This window comes from Saccharopolyspora sp. MMCC62 (assembly GCF_057736575.1).
Map to the genome: position 1 here is coordinate 272,020 of NZ_JBYKCM010000003.1, position 23,924 is coordinate 295,943.

Here is a 23,924-nt window from a genome sequence, read left to right on the forward strand (position 1 = left end):
ATGGACAACGAGCAGAAGCTCCGGGACTACCTGAAGCGGGCGAGCGCCGATCTGAAGCGCTCCCGGGCGCGCGTGCAGGAGCTGGAGGACGCCGCCAGGGAGCCCATCGCCATCGTCGGCATGAGCTGCCGCTACCCCGGGGACGTGACCGGTCCCGAGGACCTGTGGCGGCTGGTCGCCGAGGGCCGCGACGGCATCACCGGGTTCCCCGCCGATCGGGGCTGGGAGCTCGCGGACGCCGACACGGCCACCCGCTCCGGCGGATTCCTCCACGACGCGGCCGAGTTCGACGCGGACTTCTTCGGCATCTCCCCGCGCGAGGCGCTGGCGATGGACCCGCAGCAGCGGGTGCTGCTGGAGACCACCTGGGAGGCGTTCGAGCACGCCGGCGTCGATCCGGCGGCGGTGCGGGGCAGCCGCACCGGTGTGTTCATGGGCGCGATGGCGCAGGACTACCGGGTCGGTGCGGCCGACGACGTGGACGGGTTCCGGCTCACCGGCAACAGCGGCAGCGTGCTCTCCGGCAGGCTCGCCTACACCTTCGGCGCCGTGGGGCCCGCGGTCACGGTGGACACGGCCTGCTCGTCCTCGCTGGTGGCGCTGCACCTGGCGGCGCACTCGCTGCGGGCCGGGGAGTGCTCGCTGGCGCTGGCGGGCGGGGTCACCGTGATGTCCGGCCCGGCGACGTTCCTGGAGTTCTCCCGGCAGGGCGGGCTGTCCGCGGACGGCCGCTGCCGCTCGTTCGCCGATGCGGCGGACGGGACCGGCTGGGGCGAGGGCGTCGGCGTGCTGGTCCTGGAGCGGCTCTCCGACGCGCGGCGCAACGGGCACGAGGTGCTCGCGGTGGTGCGCGGCAGCGCGGTGAACCAGGACGGCGCCTCCAACGGGCTGACCGCGCCGAACGGGCCGTCGCAGCAGCGCGTCATCCAGCAGGCGCTGGTGAACGCGCGGCTCACTCCGTCCGAAGTGGACGTCGTGGAGGCGCACGGCACCGGGACCGTGCTCGGCGACCCGGTCGAGGCGCAGGCGCTGCTGGCGACCTACGGGCAGGACCGGGAGGCGCCGCTGTGGCTGGGTTCGATCAAGTCGAACCTCGGGCACACCCAGGCCGCGGCCGGCGTCGCCGGGGTCATCAAGGTGGTGCAGGCGATGCGGCACGGCCTGCTGCCGCGGACCCTGCACGTGGACGAGCCGTCGACGCACGTCGACTGGAACGCCGGGCAGGTGCGGCTGCTCACCGACGCCGCGCCCTGGCCGGTGGCGGACCGGCCGCGCCGGGCGGGCGTGTCCTCGTTCGGCATCAGCGGCACCAACGCGCACACCATCATCGAGCAGGCGCCCGAACCGGAGCCGGTGGCCGAGCCGGTGCAGCCCGGGGCGGTGCCGGTGGTGCTGTCGGGCAAGACCGCGGCGGCGCTGCGCGACCAGGCCGCCCGGCTGCTCTCCACTGTGGACTCCGAGGGGCCGCGGCCGCTGGACGTCGGCCGCTCCACCGCCAACCGCGGCGGCCTGGAGCACCGCGCCGTGCTCACCGCGACCGATCCGGACGAGCTGCGCGCGGGGCTGCGCGCCCTCGCGGCGGACGAGGAGGCCCCGGCGCTCGTGCGCGGTTCCTCCCGCGCCGCGGGCAAGACGGCGTTCCTGTTCACCGGGCAGGGCGGCCAGCGGCTCGGCGCGGGTCGTGAGCTGCACGCGCGGTTCCCGGTGTTCGCCGCCGCCTTCGACGAGGTGCTCGCCGCCCTCGACGAGCACCTGGACCGGCCGCTGCGCGAGGTGCTGTTCGCCGAACCGGGCAGCGCCGAGGCCGCGCTGCTGGACGAGACCGGATACGCGCAGCCCGCCCTGTTCGCCGTCGAGGTGGCGCTGCACCGGCTCGCCGAATCCTGGGGGCTGCGGCCCGACCACCTCGCCGGGCACTCCGTCGGGGAGATCGCCGCCGCGCACGTGGCCGGGGTGTTCACCCTCGACGACGCGGCCGCGCTGGTGTGCGCCCGCGGCCGGTTGATGGGGGCGTTGCCGTCGGGTGGCGCGATGATCTCGGTGCAGGCGGCGGAGGACGAGGTCCTGCCGTTGTTGACGGAGCGGGTGTCGTTGGCGGCGATCAACGGGCCGGAGTCGGTGGTGGTCTCGGGTGATGCGGCCGAGGCCGAGGCGGTCGCGGCGCACTTCGCCGAGCTGGGTCGTCGTACCAAGCGGTTGCCGGTGAGCCACGCGTTCCACTCGCCGCTGATGGAGCCGATGCTCGACGAGTTCCGCACGGTCGTCGCCGCGCTCTCGCCGCGGGAACCGCTGCTGCCGCTGGTGTCCACCGCCACCGGTGAATCCGCCACCGCCCGCGAACTCGCGTCGCCGGAGCACTGGGTGGAGCACGTGCGCCGCCCGGTGCGGTTCGGCGCCGCCGTCCGCCGCCTCGGCGAGCTCGGGGTGCGGGTGTTCGCCGAGCTCGGCCCGGACGCGGTGCTCAGCGCGCTCGTCCCGGCGAACCTCGACCACGAAGCCCTGGCCGTCCCGCTGCTGCGCGGTGACCGGCCCGAGACCACCGCCGTCGCGCAGGCGCTGGCGGCGCTGCACGCGCACGGCGTCTCCCCGGACTGGCCGGAGTTCTTCGCGGGCACCGGCGCGCGCCGCGTCGCGCTGCCCGGCTACCCGTTCCAGCACCGCCGGTTCTGGCCGAAGAGCACCGGTGACGGCGACGTGCGCGCGGCAGGGCTCGGAGCCGCGCACCACCCGCTGCTGGCGGCCGCGGTCTCGCTGGCCAACTCGGACGGGGTACTGCTCACCGGCCGGTTGTCGGTGCGCTCGCACCCGTGGCTGGCCGAGCACGCGGTCGGCGGCGAGATCCTGCTGCCCGGCACCGCGTTCGTCGAGCTGGCGCTGCGCGCCGGCGACGAGGCGGGCTGCGACCGGGTGCGGGAGCTGACGCTGGCCGCGCCGCTGGTGCTGCCCGAGCAGGGCGCGGTGCAGGTGCAGGTGTGGCTCGGCGGGCCCGACGACACCGGGAGCCGGGAGCTCAGCCTCTACTCCCGCCCCGACGGCGCCGAGGAGCAGCCGTGGACGCGGCACGCCACCGGTGTGCTCGACACCGCGGGCGGCACCCCCGCCGACCTCGGCGGGGACTGGCCGCCCGCCGGAGCGCGGTCCGTGGACCTGGACGGACGCTACGAGCGGTTCGCGGCCGCCGGGCTCGACTACGGACCGGCGTTCCGCGGTCTGCGCGCGGCCTGGCGGCGCGGTGACGAGGTGTTCGCCGAGGTGGAGCTGCCCGCGGCGGCCGCCGCCGAAGCCGAGTCGTTCGGGCTGCACCCGGCGCTGCTGGACGCGGCGCTGCACGCCGCCGGGGCCGGGCTCGACGAGACCGGCGGGCCGGGCCTGCCGTTCTCCTGGGAAGGCGTCTCGCTGCACGCCACCGGCGCCACCGCCGCCCGGGTGCGGCTGGCGCCCGCCGGACCGGACGCGGTCGCGGTGTCCGTGGCCGACCCGGCCGGGGAACCGGTGGCCGAGGTCGAGTCGCTGGTGCTGCACCCGTTCGGCGCCCGCACTCCCACCGCGGCCCGGGACGCGCTGTTCCGGCTGGACTGGGCCCCGATCACCACCACCGCCGAGCCGGGCCCGGTGGCGGTGCTCCCGGCCATCGGCGAGGTGCCCTGGGACGCGCCCCCGCCCGGCGCGGTCGAGGTCGCCGACCTGGACGCGGTGCCCGCGGACGCCGAGGTCGTCGTGCTGCCGGTCGGCTCGACCACGGCGGCGCCGGACGAGGTGCACGCGTGCACCGCGCGGGTGCTTGCCCACGCCCAGCGCGCCCTCGCCGCCGACACCTCGGCCCGGCTCGTCGTCGTCACCCGCGGCGCCCGCGACGGCGCCGACCTGGCCGCCGCCGCGGCGTGGGGCCTGATCCGCACCGCGCAGGCCGAACACCCCGGCCGATTCGGGCTGGTCGACCTGGACACCACCGCCGCCGGGGCGCAGCTGCCCGCGGCGTTCGCGCTCGCCGAGGAACCCCAGCTGTCCATCGTGGACGGACGGCTGCGCGCGGCGCGGCTGGCCCGCGCCCCGATCGCCGCGGCCGACGCCCGCACCGACACCGCCGCACCGGAGCGCGACCCGGACGGCACCGTCCTCATCACCGGCGGCACCGGCGGGCTCGGCGCCCTGTTCGCCCGCCACCTCGTCGTCGAGCACGGGGTGCGGCGCCTGCTGCTGACCAGCCGCCGCGGACCGGACGCCGAGGGCGTCGACCGGCTCGCCGCCGACCTCGCCGAGCACGGCGCCGAGGTGCGCGTCGCCGCCTGCGACGCCGCCGACCGGGACGCGCTCGCCGCGCTGCTGGCCGAGATCCCCGCCGCGCACCCGCTGACCTCGGTGCTGCACGCCGCCGGAGTCCTCGACGACGCGCTGCTCGACGCGCTCACCCCGGAACGGCTGGCGGCCGTGCTGCGGCCGAAGGTCGACGCCGCCTGGAACCTGCACGAACTGACCAGGGACCACGAGCTCGCCGAGTTCACCACCTTCTCCTCGCTCGCCGGAGTCGTCGGCGCCGCGGGGCAGGCGAACTACTCGGCCGCCAACGCCTACCTGGACGGGCTCGCCGCGCATCGCCGCGCCGCCGGGCTCCCGGCGACCTCGCTGGCCTGGGGCCCGTGGGCCTCCACCGGCGGCATGACCGGGGAGCTGACCGAGGCCGAACTGCGCCGCCTCACCGCCACCGGCACCCCGCCGCTGGAACCCGAACAGGGGACGGCGCTGTTCGACGCGGCCACCGCCACCGGGGAAGCGGTGCTCGCACCGGTCCGGCTGGACCTGCCGGTGCTGCGCTCCCGGGGCGAGGTCCCCGCCTTCCTGCGCGGCCTGATCCGCACCCCCGTCCGCCGAGCCGCCACCGGCTCCGCCGAATCGGCCGGGCTGGCCCGACGGCTCGGCGCGCTGGGCGACGCCGACCGGGCCGCGGCGGTGCTGGAGCTGGTGCGGACCCAGGTCGCGGCCGTGCTCGGGCACGCCGCGGCGTCCGATGTGGACCCGGACCGCGCGTTCCAGGAACTCGGGTTCGACTCGCTGACCGCCGTGGAGCTGCGCAATCGGCTGGCCACCGCCACCGGGCTGCGCACCGCCGCGACCGCCGTGTTCGACCACCCGACGGCGCGGGCGCTCGCCGCGCACGTGCGCGACGAGCTGCTCGGCGACGCGGACACCGGCACCGGGGAGGCCGACGCGGTCGCGCTGTCCGGCGATCCGATCGCGATCGTCGGCATGGCCTGCCGCTACCCGGGCGGGGTCACCTCGCCCGACGAGTTGTGGCGGCTGGTGGCCGAGGGCACCGACGCGATCACCGGGTTCCCGGTGGATCGCGGCTGGGACCTGGACGCGCTCTACGACCCGGACCCGGACCGCACCGGCACCTCCTACGCCCGCTCCGGCGGATTCCTGCACGACGCCGCCGAATTCGACCCGGGCTTCTTCGGGATGAGCCCGCGCGAAGCGATCTCCACCGACCCGCAGCAGCGGCTGCTGCTGGAGACCTCCTGGTCCGCGATCGAGCAGGCCGGGATCGACCCGGCCGCGCTGCGCGGTAGCCGGACCGGCGTGTTCGCCGGGGTGATGTACAACGACTACGGCGCGGTGCTCGCCGGCGGTGACTTCGAAGGGCACCAGGGCAGCGGCACCTCGCCGAGCGTCGCCTCCGGGCGGGTGTCCTACGCGCTCGGTCTCGAAGGCCCGGCGGTCACCGTGGACACCGCCTGCTCGTCCTCGCTGGTCGCGATGCACTGGGCGATGCAGGCGCTGCGCGCCGGGGAGTGCTCGCTGGCGCTCGCGGGCGGCGTGACGGTGATGTCGACCCCGGCGGCGCTGATCGAGTTCTCCCGGCAGCGCGGCCTGTCCCCGGACGGGCGGTGCAAGGCGTTCTCCGCCGACGCGGACGGCGTCGGCTGGGCCGAGGGCGTCGGGATCGTCGTGCTGGAGCGGCTCTCCGACGCGCGGCGCAACGGGCACGAGGTGCTCGCGGTGGTGCGCGGCAGCGCCGTCAACCAGGACGGGGCGTCCAACGGGCTCACCGCGCCCAACGGTCCCTCGCAGCAGCGGGTGATCCGGCAGGCCCTCGCCGCCGCTGATCTGTCCACTTCGGACATCGATGCGGTGGAGGCGCACGGCACCGGAACCGCGCTCGGCGACCCGATCGAAGCCCAGGCGCTGCTCGCGACCTACGGGCAGGACCGGGAAACCCCGCTGCGGCTGGGCTCGATCAAGTCGAACCTCGGGCACACCCAGGCCGCCGCCGGGGTCGCCGGAGTGATCAAGATGGTGCAGGCCATGCGGCACGGCGTGCTGCCCCGCACCCTGCACGCCGAGACGCCGTCCACCCACGTGGACTGGGCGGACGGCGCGGTGGAACTGCTCACCGCCGACACCCCGTGGCCCGAGACCGGGCGGCCCCGCCGCGCCGCCGTGTCCGCGTTCGGCATCAGCGGCACCAACGCGCACCTCGTCCTCGAACACCCCGGGGCCGGTGCGGTCCCCGCGCCCGCCGAGACCCTGGCGCCTGCCGAGGCCCTGGAGCCCGCCGAGGCCCTGGAGCCCGCCGGTACTGCGGCGTCCGCGGACGGCACCGAGGTCGCGGTGGCCTGGCCGCTGGCCGGGAAGACCCGTGCCGCGCTGCGCTCCCAAGCCGCCCGGCTCGCCACCTTCCTCGACGCCCACCCCGACCACCGGCCCGCCGACGTCGCGCATTCGCTGGCCACCACCCGCACCGCGTTCCCGCAGCGCGCCGCCGTGCTCGGCACCGGCCGCCAGGGGCTGCTCGACTCGCTGCGCGCCCTCGCCGCCGGCCGGCCCGATCCCGGCATCGTCACCGGCGAAACCGGCGAACCGGGCGGGCTCACCGCGCTGTTCACCGGTCAGGGCAGCCAGCGCCCGGGGATGGGCGCGGAGCTGCACGCGCGGTACCCGGAGTTCGCCGCCGCGCTCGACGAGGTGCTCGCGCACTTCGACCCGGCGGTGCGCGCCGCGCTGCTCGCGGTCCGCGACACCGGAGGGCCGGACGCCGCCGACCTCGATGCCGCCACCGAGCCGGACAGCGCCGATCCGGACCACACCGCCGATCCGGCCGACGCGGCCGACCTGGACGACACCGGCTACGCGCAGCCCGCGCTGTTCGCGCTCGAAGTGGCGCTGTACCGGCTCGTCGAAGCGCGCGGCGCGGTGCCCGACCGGCTCGCCGGGCACTCCATCGGCGAGCTCGCCGCCGCCCACGTCGCCGGGGTGCTGTCGCTGCCCGACGCGTGCGCGCTGGTCGCCGCCCGCGCCCGGCTGATGGCCGCGCTGCCCCGGGGTGGGGCGATGATCTCGTTGCGCGCCACCGAGGACGAGGTCGCGCCGCTGCTCACCGAGCGGATCTCGATCGCCGCCGTGAACGGCCCCGCCTCCGTGGTGATCTCCGGCGACGAGGCGGAGGCGGCGGCGCTCGCCGAGCGGTTCGCCGACCGCGGCACCAAGCGGCTCAGCGTCAGCCACGCGTTCCACTCGCCGCTGGTCGACCCGATGCTCGACGAGTTCCGGCAGGTCGCCGAAGGGCTCGACTACCGGGCTCCGCGGATCCCGCTGATCTCCGGCGTCACCGGTGAGCTCGCCGGGGACGAGGTGCGCACCCCCGAGTACTGGGTGCGGCACGCCCGCACCACCGTCCGGTTCGCCGACGCGCTGCGCACCGCCGCCGAGGCGGGCACCCGCACCTACCTGGAGCTGGGCCCGGACGGCGTGCTGTCCGCGATGGCGCAGGACGTGCTCGGCGACGACGCCGAGTTCGTGCCCGCGCTGCGCGCCGACCGCGCCGAGGACCTGTCGGTGACCACCGCGCTGGCCCGGCTGCACGTCCGCGGCGCGCCGGTCGACCTCGCCGCCGCGCACCCGGGCGCGCGCCGCGTCGCGCTGCCCACCTACGCGTTCCAGCACGAGCGGTACTGGCCGGAGACCACCTCCGCCGCGCCCGCCACCGACCCGGCCGACGAGCGGCTGTGGACCGCGGTGGACCGGGGCGCGGGCGAGGAGCTCGCCGACCTGCTCGGGCTGGCCGACTCGCAGCACGCCGCGCTGTACTCGCTGCTGCCCGCGCTCGCGTCCTGGCGGCAGCGCAGGCACGAGCGGGAACTGCTCGACTCCTGGCGCTACCGGGTGGACTGGCATCCGCTGAGCACGCCCGCTCCGGCGGTGCTCACCGGTGGCTGGCTGCTCGTCGGCACCGCGGAGACCGGCACCGGCCCGGTCGCGGCCGCGTTGCGCGCGCACGGCGCGGAAGTCCGGGAACTGCTGCTGGATTCCGACGCGGACCGGGCCGGCATCGCCGCCAGCCTCGACGAACCGGCGATCAGCGGCGTGGTGTCGGTGCTGGCCGCCGACGAGCGGCCGCATCCGGCGCACCCGGCGCTGAGCACCGGACTCGTGCTCAACGCGGCCCTCGCGCAGGCCCTCGGCGACGCAGAGCTCGACGCTCCACTGTGGATGATCACGTCGGGTGCGGTGTCCACCGGCGCCGACGACCCGATCTGGAGCCCGGTCCAGGCCGCCACCTGGGGGCTCGGCCGCGTCGTCGCCCTGGAACACCCGCAGCGCTGGGGCGGTCTCGTCGACCTGCCCGCCGATCCGGACCGGCAGGCCGGGGCCCGGCTCGCCCGCGTGCTCGGCGGGCTCGACGGCGAGGACCAGGTCGCGGTGCGCCCCGCCGGGCTCGCCGGGCGCAGGCTGCTGCACCACCCGATCCCCGCCGCGGGTACCGGGTTCACCGCGCGCGGCACCGTGCTCATCACCGGTGGCACCGGTGCGCTCGGCGCCCGCATCGCTCGCTCGCTCGCCGAAGCAGGGGCGGCGCGGCTGGTGCTCACCGGACGTCGCGGACCCGACGCGCCGGGCGCCGCCGAACTCGCCGACCAGCTGCGCGGGCTCGGCGCCGAGGTGCGCATCGCCGCCTGCGACGTGACCGACCGGGACGCGCTCGCCGCACTGCTCGCCGACCTGCCCGAGCTCACCGGCGTGGTGCACGCCGCCGGAACCGGGCAGGCCGCCCCGCTGCAGGACACCGCGCCCGCCGAGTTCGCCGCCGTCGCCGCCGCGAAGGCCGCCGGGGCCGTGCACCTCGACGAGCTGCTCGGCGACCGCGAGCTCGACTTCTTCCTGCTGCTGTCCTCCATCGCCGGAACCTGGGGCAGCGGCGGGCAGAGCGCCTACGCGGCGGCGAACGCGCAGCTCGACGCCCTCGCCGAGCACCGCCGCGCCCGCGGCCTGCCCGCCACCGCGCTCGCCTTCGGACCGTGGGCGGACGCGGGCATGGCCACCGACGAGGCCGTCGCCGAACAGCTGCGCCGCAGCGGGCTCGGCATGCTCGACCCGGACACCGCCGTCGCCGAGGTGCACCGCGCGCTCGCCCGCGACGACACCGCGGCCACCATCGCGGACGTCGACTGGGCCCGCTACCACCCGATCTTCACCGCGGCCCGGCCCAGCCCGCTGCTGTCCGAGCTGCCCGAGGTCCGCGCGCTCGGGCGGGCGGGCGCCGAGCAGGCCGAACCGGACGGGGCGCTGGCCGCGCGGCTGCGCGGACTCGACGGCGACGCCCAGCGGGACCTGCTGCTGGACCTGGTGCGCACCGAATCCGCCGCCGTGCTCGGCCACTCCGGCGCCGAATCGGTGCCGCTGCGCCGCGCGTTCCGCGAACTCGGCTTCGACTCGCTCACCGCCGTCGAACTCCGCACCCGGCTCGCCGCCGCGACCGGGCTCGCGCTGCCCAGCACCCTCGCCTTCGACCACCCCAGCGCCGAGGCGCTGGCCGAGCACCTGCGCGCCGAACTCCTCGGCACCGGTGCGAGCACCACCACCGCGGCCGCGACCGGCGACACCGGGGAGCCGATCGCCATCATCGGCATGGCCTGCCGGTTCCCCGGCGGCGCGGACACGCCCGAGCGGTTCTGGGAACTGCTCGCCGACGGGGTCGACGCCATCACCGACTTCCCCGCCGACCGCGGCTGGGACGCCGACCGGCTCTACGACCCGGACCCGGACCGCGCCGGGACCACCTACGCCACGCAGGGCGGATTCCTGCACGACGCGGGTGAATTCGACCCGGCGTTCTTCGGGATCTCCCCGCGCGAAGCGCTCGCGATGGACCCGCAGCAGCGGCTGCTGCTGGAGACCTCGTGGGAATCCTTCGAACGCGCGGGCATCGACCCCGGCGCGCTGCGCGGCAGCCGCACCGGCACCTACATCGGCTCCAGCTTCCAGGACTACGGCAGCGGTTCCGCCGACGGCTCCGAAGGCCACGCCGTCACCGGCACCAGCCCCAGCGTGCTGTCCGGGCGGCTGTCCTACCTGTTCGGGCTGGAAGGCCCCGCCGTCACCGTGGACACCGCCTGCTCCTCCTCGCTGGTCGCGTTGCACCTGGCCTGCCAGTCGCTGCGCACCGGGGAGAGCGATCTCGCGCTGGCCGGCGGCGCCACCGTGATGGCCGACCCGGCCGCGTTCGTCGCGTTCAGCCGCCAGCGCGCGCTGGCCCGCGACGGGCGCTGCAAGGCGTTCGCCGACGGCGCCGACGGCATGGCGCTGTCCGAAGGCGTCGGCGTGCTGCTGGTCGAACGGCTCTCCGATGCGCAGCGCCAGGGCCACCCGGTGCTGGCCGTGGTGTGCGGCAGCGCCGTCAACCAGGACGGCGCCTCCAACGGGCTCAGCGCGCCCAACGGGCCCGCGCAGCAGCGCGTCATCCAGCAGGCCCTCGCCAACGCCGATCTGTCCACATCGGACATCCAGGTGGTGGAGGCGCACGGCACCGGCACCGCCCTCGGCGACCCGATCGAAGCCCAGGCGCTGCAACGCACCTACGGCCGCGATCGCGACCCGGCCGCGCCGCTGCTGCTCGGCTCCGCCAAGTCCAACCTCGGGCACGCCCAATCCGCGGCGGGCGTCGTCGGCGTGATCAAGATGGTGCTGGCGATGCGGCACGGCCTGCTGCCGCGCACCCTGCACGCCGACCGGTCCTCGACGCACGTCGACTGGACCGCGGGCGGCGTGGAACTGCTGCACGCCAACACCGGCTGGCCGGAGACCGGCGGACCGCGCCGCGCCGCGGTGTCCTCCTTCGGCATCAGCGGCACCAACGCGCACGCCGTCCTGGAGCACGAACCCGCGGCCGACCCGGCGCCCGTCGTCGAACCGGCACCGGCCGGACCGGTGCCATGGGTGCTGTCCGCCCGCACCGAACCGGCGCTGCGCGCCCAGGCCGCCCGCCTCGCCGCCCCGGATTCGCCCGCCGCCGAGCACCCCGCCGCCGACGTCGCGCACTCGCTGCTCGGCAGCCGCGCCCGGTTCGAGCACCGCGCCGTCCTCGTCGGCGACGACCCCGCCGCGCTGCGGGCCGCGCTCGCCGAGTTCGCCGACGGGCGGCCCGCCACCGGGCTCGTGCAGGGCACCGCCACCGCCACCGGGCGCACCGTGTTCGTGTTCCCCGGCCAGGGCTCGCAGTGGGCCGGGATGGGCGCCCGGCTGCTCGACGAATCGCCCGTGTTCGCCGCCCGGATCGCCGACTGCGCCGCCGCGCTCGCCCCGCACGTCGACTGGTCGCTGCTCGACGTGCTGCGCGGAGCACCGGACGCGCCTTCGCTGGACCGGGTCGACGTGGTGCAACCCGCGTCGTTCGCCGTGATGGTGTCGCTCGCCGCGCTGTGGCGGCACCACGGGGTGCGGCCGGACGCGGTGCTCGGCCACTCCCAGGGCGAGATCGCCGCCGCCTGCGTCTCCGGGGCGCTCGGCCTGGACGACGCGGCGCGGGTGGTCGCGCTGCGCAGCCGCGCCATCGCCGCCGGGCTCGCCGGGGCGGGCGGCATGTTGTCCGTCGCGCTCGGCGCCGACCAGGTGCGCGAACGCCTCGGTGACGGGGTGTCGATCGCCGCGATCAACGGGCCGGGCTCCACCGTCGTCTCCGGCGACCCGGACGCGCTGGACGCGCTGCACGAGCGCCTCACCGCCGAGGAGGTCCGGGCCCGCCGGGTCGCCGTCGACTACGCCTCGCACTCCGCGCACGTCGAAGCCATCGAAGCGGAACTGCTCGACGTGCTCGCCCCGATCCGCCCCGCCACGTCCGAGGTCCCGTTCTTCTCCACCGTCACCGGGGACTGGCTGGACACCACCGGGATGGACGCGGCGTACTGGTACCGGAACCTGCGCGGCACCGTCGGCTTCGAACCGGCCGTGCGCGCCCTCGCCGAGCAGGGCCACGGCGTGTTCGTCGAGATCAGCCCGCACCCGGTGCTCACCGCCGCCGTGCAGGAGACCGCCGAGCAGGCCGCGGCGACCGTGCTCACCGGCGGCACGCTGCGCCGCGACCACGGCGGCCTGGACCGGTTCCTGCTCTCCGCCGGGGAGCTGCTGGCCCGCGGCGTCGAGGTCGACTTCGCGCCGCTGCTCGACGGGGCGCGGCGCGTCGAGCTGCCCACCTACGCGTTCCAGCACGAACACCTGTGGGCGCTGCCCGCCGCCCCGCAGACCCCCGGCGGTGAGGTCGGGGCCGCCGAGGCCGGGTTCTGGGCCGACGTCGAGCAGCAGGACCTCGCCGCGCTCACCGACCGGCTCGACGTGGACGCCGACTCGCTGGCCGCGGTGCTGCCCGCGCTGTCCAGCTGGCACCGCGGCCGCGCAGAAGCGTCCACAGCGGATTCCTGGCGGTACCGCGCGACGTGGACCCCGTTGCGCGGCGGCGGGAACGTCGAGCTGACCGGGACCTGGCTGGTGTGCGGCACCGGCGGCGCCGATGACGCCGAGGTCGCCGCCGTGCTCACCGCGCACGGCGCCACCGCGCGGCGCGTCGAGCTGGACGACGGGCACCTCGACCGGGAACACCTCGCCGCGCTGCTCGCCGACTCCGCCACCGAGGCGACCGGCGTCGTCTCCCTGCTGGCGCTGGACGAGACGCCCTGCCCCGAGCACCCCGAACTCTCCCGCGGCCTCGCGCTGAGCCTGGTGCTCGTGCAGGCCCTCGGCGACGCCGGGATCGACGCCCCGCTGTGGGCGCTGACCCGCGGGGCCGTCGCCACCGGCCGCGCCGACCAGGTCACCCACCCCGCGCAGGCGCAGGTGCACGGCCTCGGCTGGACCACCGCGCTGGAGCACCCGCAGCGCTGGGGCGGCGTCGTCGACCTGCCCGCGGAGCTCGACGAGCGCGCCGGGCAGCGGCTCGCCGCGGTGCTCGCCGGGACGACGGGGGAGGACCAGCTCGCGATCCGCGCCTCCGGCGTGCACGCGCGCCGCATCGTGCCCGCGCCCGTCGGCGACCGCGCGCCCGCGCGCGCCTGGCGGCCGCGCGGCACCACCCTGATCACCGGTGGCACCGGCACCCTCGCCCCGCACCTGGCGCGCTGGCTGGCGCGGCAGGGCGCCGAACACCTGGTGCTCACCAGCAGGCGCGGTGCCGACGCGCCCGGCGCGGCCGATCTCGTCGCCGAACTCGCCGAGCTCGGCACCGACGCCGAGGTGCTGCCCTGCGACCTCGGCGACCGGGAATCGGTGCGCGGCCTGCTGTCCCGGCTCGCCGCCGACGGCCGCACCGTGCGCGCCGTGCTGCACACCGCCGCGTTCATCGGCCTGGAATCCGTCGACGAGGCCACCCCCGCGTCCTTCGCAGATGTTCTGCGGGCCAAGGTCGTCGGCGCGCGGCTGCTGGACGAACTGCTCGACCCGGACCACCCCGACCGGCCCGCCGAGCTCGACGCGTTCGTGCTGTTCTCCTCGACGGCCGGCATGTGGGGCAGCGGGCAGCACGCCGCCTACGTCGCGGGCAACGCCCACCTGGCCGCGCTCGCCGAGCACCGCCGCGCCCGCGGCCTGCCCGCCACCTCCGTGTCCTGGGGGATCTGGGCCGACGACCAGAAGCTCGGCCGCGTCGACCCGGAGGCGATCCGTCGCAGCGGGCTCGTGTTCATGCCGCCGGAGACCGCGCTCACCGGGCTGCGCACGGCCCTGGACCACGACGACACCGCGCTCGCCGTCGCCGACGTGGACTGGGCGCGCTACCACCCGGTGTTCGCCGCCGCCCGGCCCACCGCGCTGTTCGACGAGATCCCCGCCGTGCGCGAGATCCGGCGGCAGCAGGCCGAGCAGACCGGCGCGGGCGGCGAGTTCGCGACCCGGCTGCACGGCCTGCCCGCCGCCGAGCAGCGGCGGCTGCTGCTGGACCTGGTGCGTGCCGAGGCCGCCACCGCGCTCGGGCACACCTCCGCCGACGCGCTCGACGAGCAGCGCGCCTTCCGGGACATCGGCTTCGACTCGGTGACCGCCGTCGACCTGCGCAACCGGATCGCCGCCGCCACCGGGCTCGTGCTGCCCGCCACCATGGTCTTCGACCACCCGAACCCGCGGGCGCTGGTGGAGTTCCTGCGCGCCGAGCTCGCCGGATCCGCCGCGACCGGCGGCCCGGCCGAGGTGCGGCCGGTCGACGACGAACCGATCGCCATCATCGGCATGAGCTGCCGCTACCCGGGCGGTGCGGCCACCCCGGAACAGCTGTGGGATCTGGTGCTGCGCGGCGAGGACGTGATCTCCGGCTTCCCCGCCGACCGCGGCTGGGACGCCGACGGGCTCTACGACCCGGACCCGGACCGGGCGGGCAAGACCTACTCCACGCAGGGCGGATTCCTGCACGACGTGGCCGATTTCGACGCCGAGTTCTTCGGCATCTCGCCGCGCGAGGCGCTCGCGATGGACCCGCAGCAGCGGCTGCTGCTGGAGACCGCGTGGGAGGCGTTCGAGCGGGCCGGTCTCGACCCGGCGGCGCTGCGCGGCAGCAGCACCGGGGCGTTCATCGGCGCCAGCTACCAGGACTACCAGGCGCACACCGCGGACGGTTCCGAAGGCCACCTGATCACCGGGGCGCTGTCCAGCATCCTGTCCGGCCGGTTGTCCTACCTGTTCGGGCTGGAAGGGCCCGCGGTCACGCTGGACACCGCCTGCTCGTCCTCGCTGGTGGCGCTGCACCTGGCGTGCCGGTCGCTGCGCAGCGGGGAGAGCTCGCTGGCGCTGGCCGGCGGCGTCTCGGTGATGTCCACGCCGAACGCGTTCGTCGGGTTCAGCAGGCAGCGCGCGATGGCCGCCGACGGCCGCTGCAAGGCCTACTCCGACGCCGCCGACGGGATGAGCCTCGCCGAGGGCATCGGGCTGGTGCTGGTGGAGCGGCTGTCCGACGCGCGCCGCAACGGGCACGAGGTGCTGGCCGTGGTGCGCGGCTCCGCGATCAACCAGGACGGCGCCTCCAACGGCCTGACCGCGCCGAACGGCCCGGCGCAGCAGCGGGTGATCCGCGCCGCGCTGGCGGACGCGGGACTCGCACCGTCCGATGTGGACTTCGTGGAGGGGCACGGCACCGGCACCGCGCTGGGCGACCCGATCGAGGCGCAGGCGCTGCTGGCGACCTACGGGCAGGAGCGGGAGCACCCGCTGCTGCTGGGCTCGATCAAGTCGAACATCGGGCACGCCCAGATGGCCTCCGGCGTCGCCGGGGTGATCAAGGTGGTGCAGGCGCTGCGGCACGGCCTCGTCCCGCGCACCCTGCACGTCGCCGAACCGTCCTCGCACGTGGACTGGGATTCCGGGGCGATCGAGCTGCCCGTCGACCAGGTCCCGTGGCCCGACTCCGGCCGGCCGCGCCGGGCCGCGGTGTCCTCGTTCGGGCTCAGCGGCACCAACGCGCACACCGTCCTCGAACAGGCGCCGCCCGTCGAGGTCGAGCCCCGCGAGCCGCGCCGCGGCGTGGTGCCGGTGCTGCTGTCCGGGCGCGGCGAGGCCGCGCTGCGCGCCCAGGCGGACCGGGTGCTGTCCCTCGTGGACGGTGCGGAACCGGTGGACCTGGCGTACTCGCTGGCCACCGGACGCGGCCGGTTCGAGCAGCGGGCAGCCGTGCTCGCGGCCGACCGGGACGAGCTGCGGCGCGGCCTCACCGCGCTGCGCGACGGCGCACCGGCCGCGAACCTGCTGCGCGGCGCGGATTCCGGGGCGGGGCGCACCGCGTTCCTGTTCACCGGCCAGGGCAGCCAGCGGCCCGGCACCGGTCGCGAGCTGCACGCGCGGTTCCCGGTGTTCGCCGACGCCTTCGACGAGGCGCTGGCCCACTTCGACGCCGTGCTGGACCGGCCGCTGCGCGACATCGCGTTCGCCGAACCCGGCAGCCCGGAGGCGGAGCTGCTGGACCGCACCGCCTACACCCAGCCCGCGCTGTTCGCGCTGGAAGTGGCGCTGCACCGGCTCGTCGAGTCCTGCGGGATCGTGCCGGACCACGTCACCGGGCACTCCGTCGGGGAGATCGTGGCCGCGCACGTGGCCGGGGTGCTGTCGCTGCCGGACGCGTGCGCGCTGGTGGCAGCGCGCGGCCGGTTGATGGAGGCGCTGCCGTCCGGTGGCGCGATGATCTCGGTGCAGGCCGCGGAGGACGAGGTCCTGCCGCTGCTGACGGAACGGGTGTCGCTGGCGGCGATCAACGGACCGGAGTCGCTGGTGGTCTCCGGGGACGCCGCCGAGGCCGAGGCGGTCGCGGCGCACTTCGCCGAGCTCGGCCGCCGCACCAAGCGGTTGCCGGTGAGCCACGCGTTCCACTCGCCGCTGATGGAGCCGATGCTCGCCGAGTTCCGCACCATCGCCGACTCCCTCACCCACCACGCCCCGGCGATCCCGGTCGTGTCCAACCTGACCGGCGAGCCCGCGCGGATCGACGCCGAGCACTGGGTGGCGCACGTGCGGGAGGCGGTGCGCTTCGCCGACGGCGCCCGGTGGCTCGCCGACGCGGGTGTGCGGACCTTCCTGGAGCTCGGCCCGGACGGGGTGCTCACCGCGCTGGCCCGCGAGATCGCCCCCGCCGATGCCGTGCTGCAGCCCCTGCTGCGCCGGGACCGCGACGAGGTGGCCGCGGTCAGCACCGCGCTGGCCCGGCTGCACGTCACCGGCACCCCGGTCGACTGGGCGAGCTGCTTCGCGGGCACCGGTGCCCGCCGGATCGACCTGCCCACCTACCCCTTCCAGCACAAGCGGTACTGGCCCGAACCGGTCGCCGCGCCCGAGGTCGCCGCCGACCCGGTGGACGCCGAGTTCTGGTCCGCCGTCGAGCGCGCCGACACCGGCGCGCTGGGCGAACAGCTGGACCTGGACGCGGACGCGGTGGCCGCGATGGTGCCCGCGCTGGCCGAATGGCGGCGCAAGCGGCGCGAGACCGCCGCCGTCGACGGCTGGCGCTACCGCACCGAGTGGCGCCCGGTCCGCGGCGACGGCGCCGCACCGGACGGGCCGTGGCTGGTGCTCACCGCGCAGGACGCCGACGCCACCGCCACCGCCGAGGTGCTGGGCGCGCTCGGCCCGGACGCGGTGCGCGTCGAAGTGCACCGAGCCGACCGCGCCGAACTGGCCTGGCGCCTGCGCACCGAAGCCGAGGACGCCGGATTCCCGGAGAACGGCGCGGGATTCGCCGGAGTCGTCTCGCTGCTGTCCTGGGACGCCGCACCGCACCCGGACGCGCCCGAGGTGCCCGGCGGGCTGCCGCTGACGACCACCGCGGTGCACGCTCTCACCGACGCGGACATTGACGCTCCACTGTGGATCGTGACCCGGGGCGCGGTGCGGATCGGCCGCGCCGACGCGGCCCCCGACCCGACGCAGGCCGCGCTGGCCGGACTCGGTCGTGTCCTCGCCCTGGAGCAGCCCGCCCGCTGGGGCGGCCTGATCGACCTGCCCGCCGACGGCGCGGGCGCCGACCGGCTCCGCGCCGTGCTCGGCGGATCCGAGGACCAGCTGGCGGTGCGCCCGTCCGGGACGTTCGCCCGCCGCCTGGTGCCCGCGCCCGCGACCGGCGAGGCCGCACCCCGGCCTGGCGCCGGGACCGTGCTCATCACCGGCGGCACCGGCGGGCTCGGCGGGCACGTCGCCCGTTCCTTCGCCGCCGCGGGCGCCGAGCACCTGCTGCTGCTCAGCCGTCGCGGTGCCGACGCGCCCGGCGCCGCCGAGCTGCGCGCCGAACTCGCCGAGCACGGCGCCCGGGTCAGCCTCGCCGCCTGCGACGTGGCCGACCGGGACGCGCTGGCCGCCGCCCTCGCCGAGATCCCCGCCGAGCTGCCGCTGCGCACCGTGGTGCACACCGCCGGGGTCGTCGCCGACGGCGTCCTCGACTCGCTCACCCCCGACCGGTTCGCGCAGGTCTGGGGTGCGAAGGTCCGCGCCGCCCAGCACCTCGACGAGCTCACCGCGGACGTCGAGCTCGACGCGTTCGTGCTGTTCTCCTCCACCGCGGGAACCTTCGGCGCCGCGGGCCAGGGCAACTACGCGGCCGCGAACGCCGCCCTGGACGCGCTGGCCGAAGCCCGCCGCGCCACCGGCCGCCCCGCGACCTCGCTCGCCTGGGGCCCGTGGGCCGAAGCGGGCATGGCCGCCGACGCGGACGGCGTGCGGCAGCGGGTGCGCCGCGGCGGGTTCACCCCGATGGAACCGCGCAGCGCGCTCGCCGCCCTGCACCGCGCGCTCGGGCAGCAGGACACCGCGGTCGCCGTCGCCGACATCGACTGGGCGCGGTTCACCGCCGCGTTCCCCGCCTCGCGCGGGTTCGTCGCCGAGATCCCGGCGGTCCGCGAACCGGACCGGCCGGAACCGGCCGCCGCGCCGGACGCGCCGGGGCTGTGGGCCACCCTCGCCGCGCTGCCCGAGGCCGACCGCGCGCCGGCCGTGCTGGACCTGCTGCTCGCCCAGGTCGCCGCGGTCCTCGGCCACGCCACCGCCGCCGACGTCCCCGCCGACCGGGCGTTCCAGGACCTCGGGTTCGACTCGCTGACCACCGTCGAGCTGCGCAACGCGCTCAGCGCCGCCACCGGCCTCGCGCTGCCCGCCACCCTCGTCTACGACCACCCGAACCCGGTGGCGCTGCGGGACTTCCTGCTCGCCGAACTGCTCGGCTCGCTGCCCGCGCCCGCGTCCGCGCCGGTGCCGGTCGCGCGCGCCGCCGCCGATGACCCGGTCGTCGTGGTCGGCATCGGCTGCCGCTTCCCCGGCGGGGTCCGCGGGCCCGAGGACCTGTGGGAGCTGCTGGCCGCGGGCACCGACGCGATCGGACCGTTCCCCACCGACCGCGGCTGGGACCTGGCCGCGCTCGCTGCCGGGGACTCCGCCACCCGGGAAGGCGGCTTCCTGGACGGGGTCGCCGACTTCGACGCGCCGTTCTTCGGCATCTCGCCGCGCGAGGCGCTCGCGATGGACCCGCAGCAGCGGCTGCTGCTGGAGACCACCTGGGAGTCGCTGGAACGAGCCGGGATCGCCCCGGACGGGCTGCGCGGCAGCGCGACCGGCGTGTTCATCGGCACCAACGGGCAGGACTACTCGCAGCTGCTGCGCGCGGCCGGTGCCGACGTCCGCGGGCACGTGGCCACCGGCAACACCGCCAGCGTGCTCTCCGGCAGGCTGTCCTACTCGCTCGGGCTGGAAGGGCCCGCGGTCACCGTGGACACCGCCTGCTCGTCCTCGCTCGTCGCGCTGCACTGGGCGTTGCAGGCCCTGCGGTCCGGGGAGTGCTCGCTGGCGCTGGCCGGCGGCGTGTCGGTGATGTCCGGGCCGGACTCGTTCGTCGAGTTCAGCGCGCAGAGCGGGCTCGCCCCGGACGGGCGCTGCAAGGCGTTCGGCGCGGACGCCGACGGCACCGCCTGGTCGGAAGGCGTCGGCGTGCTCGTGCTGGAACGGCTCTCCGACGCGCGGCGGCACGGCCACGAGGTGTGGGGCGTGGTGCGCGGCGGCGCGGTCAACCAGGACGGCGCCTCGAACGGGCTCACCGCCCCGAACGGGCCCGCCCAGCAGCGGGTGATCCGGCAGGCCCTCGCCGACGCCGGGCTCACCGCCACCGACGTGGACGCGGTCGAGGCGCACGGCACCGGCACCACCCTCGGCGACCCGATCGAAGCCGGGGCGCTGCAGGCCACCTACGGCCGGGACCGGGCGGAACCGCTGCACCTCGGCGCGATCAAGTCGAATCTGGGCCACACCCAGGCCGCCGCGGGCGTCGCCGGGGTGGTGAAGGTGCTGCTGGCGATGCGGCACGGCACGCTGCCGAAGACGCTGCACGCCGAACGGCCCAGCCCGCACGTGGACTGGGACGCCGCCGGGATGGCGCTGCTCGCCGAACCGCGGCCGTGGCCGGCGGCCGGGCATCCGCGCCGCGCCGGGGTCTCCGCGTTCGGCGTGAGCGGCACCAACGCGCACGTCATCCTCGAACAGGCCCCCGAACCCGAACCCGGACCGGAGGAGGTGCTGGTGCGGCCGCGGGCCGTGCCGTGGCCGGTGTCGGCCCGCACCCGGGAGGCGCTGGACGAGCAGCTCGCGCGGCTCACCGGCGCCACGACCGGGACCGATATGTCCACTGTGGACGTTGGTTTCTCGCTGGCCACCGGACGAGCCGCGCTGCGGCACCGGGCGGTGCTGCTGGCCGGTCCGGACGGGGCCGTGGAAGTCGCCCGCGGCACCGACGCCGGGCCCGGCAGGACCGCGTTCCTGTTCTCCGGCCAAGGCGCGCAGCGCGCGGGGATGGGCCGCGAGCTGGCCGCCCGGTTCCCGGTGTTCGCGGCCGCGCTGGACGAGGTGTGCGCGCACCTGGACCTCGAACTGGACCGGCCGCTGCGCGAGATCATGTTCGCCGAGCCCGGCAGCGAGGATGCCGCGCTGCTCGACGAGACCGGGTTCACCCAGCCCGCGCTGTTCGCGTTCGAGGTCGCGCTGCACCGGCTGCTCGAATCCTGGGGGCTGCGCCCCGACCTGCTCACCGGGCACTCCATCGGCGAACTGGCCGCCGCGCACGTCGCGGGCGTGTTCTCGCTGCCGGACGCCGCGAAGCTCGTCGGCGCCCGAGCCCGGCTGATGCAGGCGCTGCCCGCCGGCGGAGCGATGATCGCGGTGCAGGCCACCGAGGACGAAGTGGCCGCGCAGCTCACCGAGCGGGTCGCGATCGCCGCCGTGAACGGGCCCGACTCCGTCGTCGTCTCCGGCGACACCGCCGAAGCGCAGCGCATCGCCGCGCACTTCGGCGACCTCGGCCGCCGCACCCGTGGGCTCACCGTCAGCCACGCCTTCCACTCGCCGCTGATGGACCCGGTGCTGGACGAATTCCGCCGCACCGCGGCCGGAATCGAGTTCCACGCCCCGGAGATCCCGGTGGTCTCCGACCTGACCGGGGTCGTCGCCGACCCCGCCGAACTGGGCACCGCCGACTACTGGGTGCGGCACCTGCGCGAGGCCGTGCGGTTCGCCGACGCCGTCCGCACCCTGCACGAGGCGGGCACCACTCGGTTCGTGGAACTCGGACCGGACGGGGTGCTCGCCGCGCTCGCCCGGCAGTCGCTGCCCGCGGACGGCCCGCTCGTCGTCGCCACCCAGCGCGCCGACCGGGACGAGGAGACCGCGCTCGGCACCGCCCTCGCCCGGCTGCACGTCCACGGCGCCCAGGTCGATTGGGTGGCGCACTTCGCGGGCACCGGGGCGCGGCGCACCGCGCTGCCGACCTACGCGTTCCAGCGGGAGCGCTACTGGCCGGAACCGGCCGCCGCCACCGCGGGCGATCCGGCGGACGCCGAGTTCTGGGCCGCCGTCGAACGGGAGGACCTCACCGCGCTGTCCGGTTCCCTCGACGTGGACGACGCGTCGCTGTCCGCCGTGCTGCCCGCGCTGTCGTCCTGGCGCCGCCACCGCCGCGAACACGCCGCCGTGGACGACTGGCGCTACGCGATCGGATGGACGCCGATCAGCACCGCCCGCCGGTCCACCGGCCCCTGGCTGGTGCTCGTCCCCGCGGCGGAGCGGGACACCGACTGGACCACCGCGGTGCTGGACGCCCTGCCCGGCGCCGACGTGCGCGAACCCGCCGCCACCGGCGAGCTCCAGGACGACTACGCCGCGGTCGTCGCGCTGCCCGGCACCGACCCGGCCGCGCTGCTGCCCGCGCTGCGGGACGCCGGGATCACCGCACCGCTGTGGGCGCTGACCCGCGGCGCCGTCGCCGTCGGCCGCGCCGAGCTCCCGGACGTCGAGGCCGCCGCGCTGTGGGGCCGCGGCCGCGTCCTGGCCCTGGACGAACCCGAGGCGTGGGGCGGGCTCGTGGACCTGCCCGCGACCGCCGACCGGCGCGCCGCCGAGCGGTTGCCCGCCGTCCTCGGCGGCACCGAGGACCAGGTCGCGCTGCGCGCCGCGGGCGCCTACGGGCGCAGGCTCCGGCCCGCACCTGCGCCCGCCGCCCCGTGGCGGGCGCACGGCACCGTGCTCGTCGTCGGCGACGACACCTCCACCGGCCACCTGAGCAGCCGGTTCGCCGCCGACGGCGCCGAGCACGTGCTGCGCGCGAGCACCGCGGACCTCCGCGAGGTCCTCGACGCCGCACCCGGCCCGATCACCGCCGTCGTGCACGCCGCCGACGGCACCGACCCCGTCGCGGACGCCGAACAGCTCGCCGCACTGCTGGCCGGACAGCCCCTCGACGCGTTCGTGCTGATGACCTCCATCGCCGCGGTGTGGGGCGTGCGCGGGCAGCAGCAGGCGGCCGCCGACGGCGCCCGGCTCGACGCGCTGGTTCGCCGGCTGGCCGCCGACGGCGTCCCCGCCCGGCTGCTCGCCTGGAGCGCCTGGGAGTCCACATCGGACGGAGCGGCGGCGCACCGCAGGGCCAACGGGCTGCCCGCGCTGGACCCGGACCGGGCCGCCACCGCGTTCGGCCGCGCCCTCGGCGGGCCCGAGACCTCGCTGGTGCTCGCCGACGTGCGGTGGGAGACCTTCGCGCCCGCGTTCACCGCGGGCCGCCGCAGCGCGCTGTTCGACGACATCTCCGCGGCCGCGCCCGCCGATGCCGACGCCGGCCCCGACGGCGGCTCGCTGCTCGCCGAGCTCGCCGCGCTCGGCGGACCGGAGCGCGCCGACCGGGTGCTCGACCTGGTGCGCACGGCCGCCGCCCAGGTCCTCGGGCACGGCGGCCCGGACGCCGTCGAACCGGACCTGCCGTTCCGCGACCTCGGCTTCGACTCGCTCACCGCCGTGGACCTGCGCGGCGCGCTCGGCGCGGCCACCGGGCTCGCACTGCCCGCCACGCTCGTGTTCGACCACCCGACGCCGGACGCGCTCGCCGCGCACCTGCTCGCCGAGCTCACCGGCGCCGAACGCGGCACCGAACCCGTCGCGGCCGCCGCGGCACCGGACGACGACCCGATCGCCATCGTCGGCATGAGCTGCCGCTACCCGGGCGGCGTCCGCTCGCCCGAAGACCTGTGGCGGCTGCTGCTCGACGAGACCGACGCCATCGGGCCCGCGCCCGCCGACCGCGGCTGGGACCTGACCGCGATGGGCACCAAGGAAGGCGGATTCCTCTACGACGTCGCCGAATTCGACCCCGGCTTCTTCGGCATCTCGCCGCGCGAAGCCATGGTGATGGACCCGCAGCAGCGCATCGTGCTCGAAGCGGCCTGGGAGGCGTGGGAACGCGCCGGCATCGACCCGGCGGCGCTGCGCGGCACCGACGCGGGCGTGTTCGTCGGCGGCGGCTCCGGCGACTACCGGCCCCCGGCCGGGCAGGTCGGGCACGCCCAGACCGCCCAGTCCGCGAGCCTCATCTCCGGGCGGCTCGCCTACACCTTCGGGCTGGAAGGGCCCGCGGTCACCGTGGACACCGCCTGCTCGTCCTCGCTGGTCGCGCTGCACCAGGCGGTGCAGGCGCTGCGCACCGGCGACTGCTCGGTCGCGCTGGCCGGCGGGGTGACGGTGATGTCCACCCCCGTCGGCTTCGTCGAGTTCGGCGAGCTGGGCGCGCTGTCCCCGGACGGGCGCTGCCGCGCCTTCGCCGACGGCGCCGACGGCACCGGCTGGTCCGAAGGCGTCGGGATGCTCGTGGTGGAGCGGCTGTCCGACGCGCGGCG

Annotated in this window: 1 protein-coding gene (running past one end of the window); it reads left to right on the plus strand. The window is 76.7% G+C overall.

Annotated elements, in window-relative coordinates:
- Positions 1–23,924, plus strand: partial view of a type I polyketide synthase gene (locus AC29IT_RS08810; protein WP_488218372.1) — the 5' portion only. The gene runs 3,955 nt beyond the window's last position; only the first 23,924 of its 27,879 coding nucleotides appear in the window; the start codon lies at positions 1–3; the stop codon falls past the right edge of the window.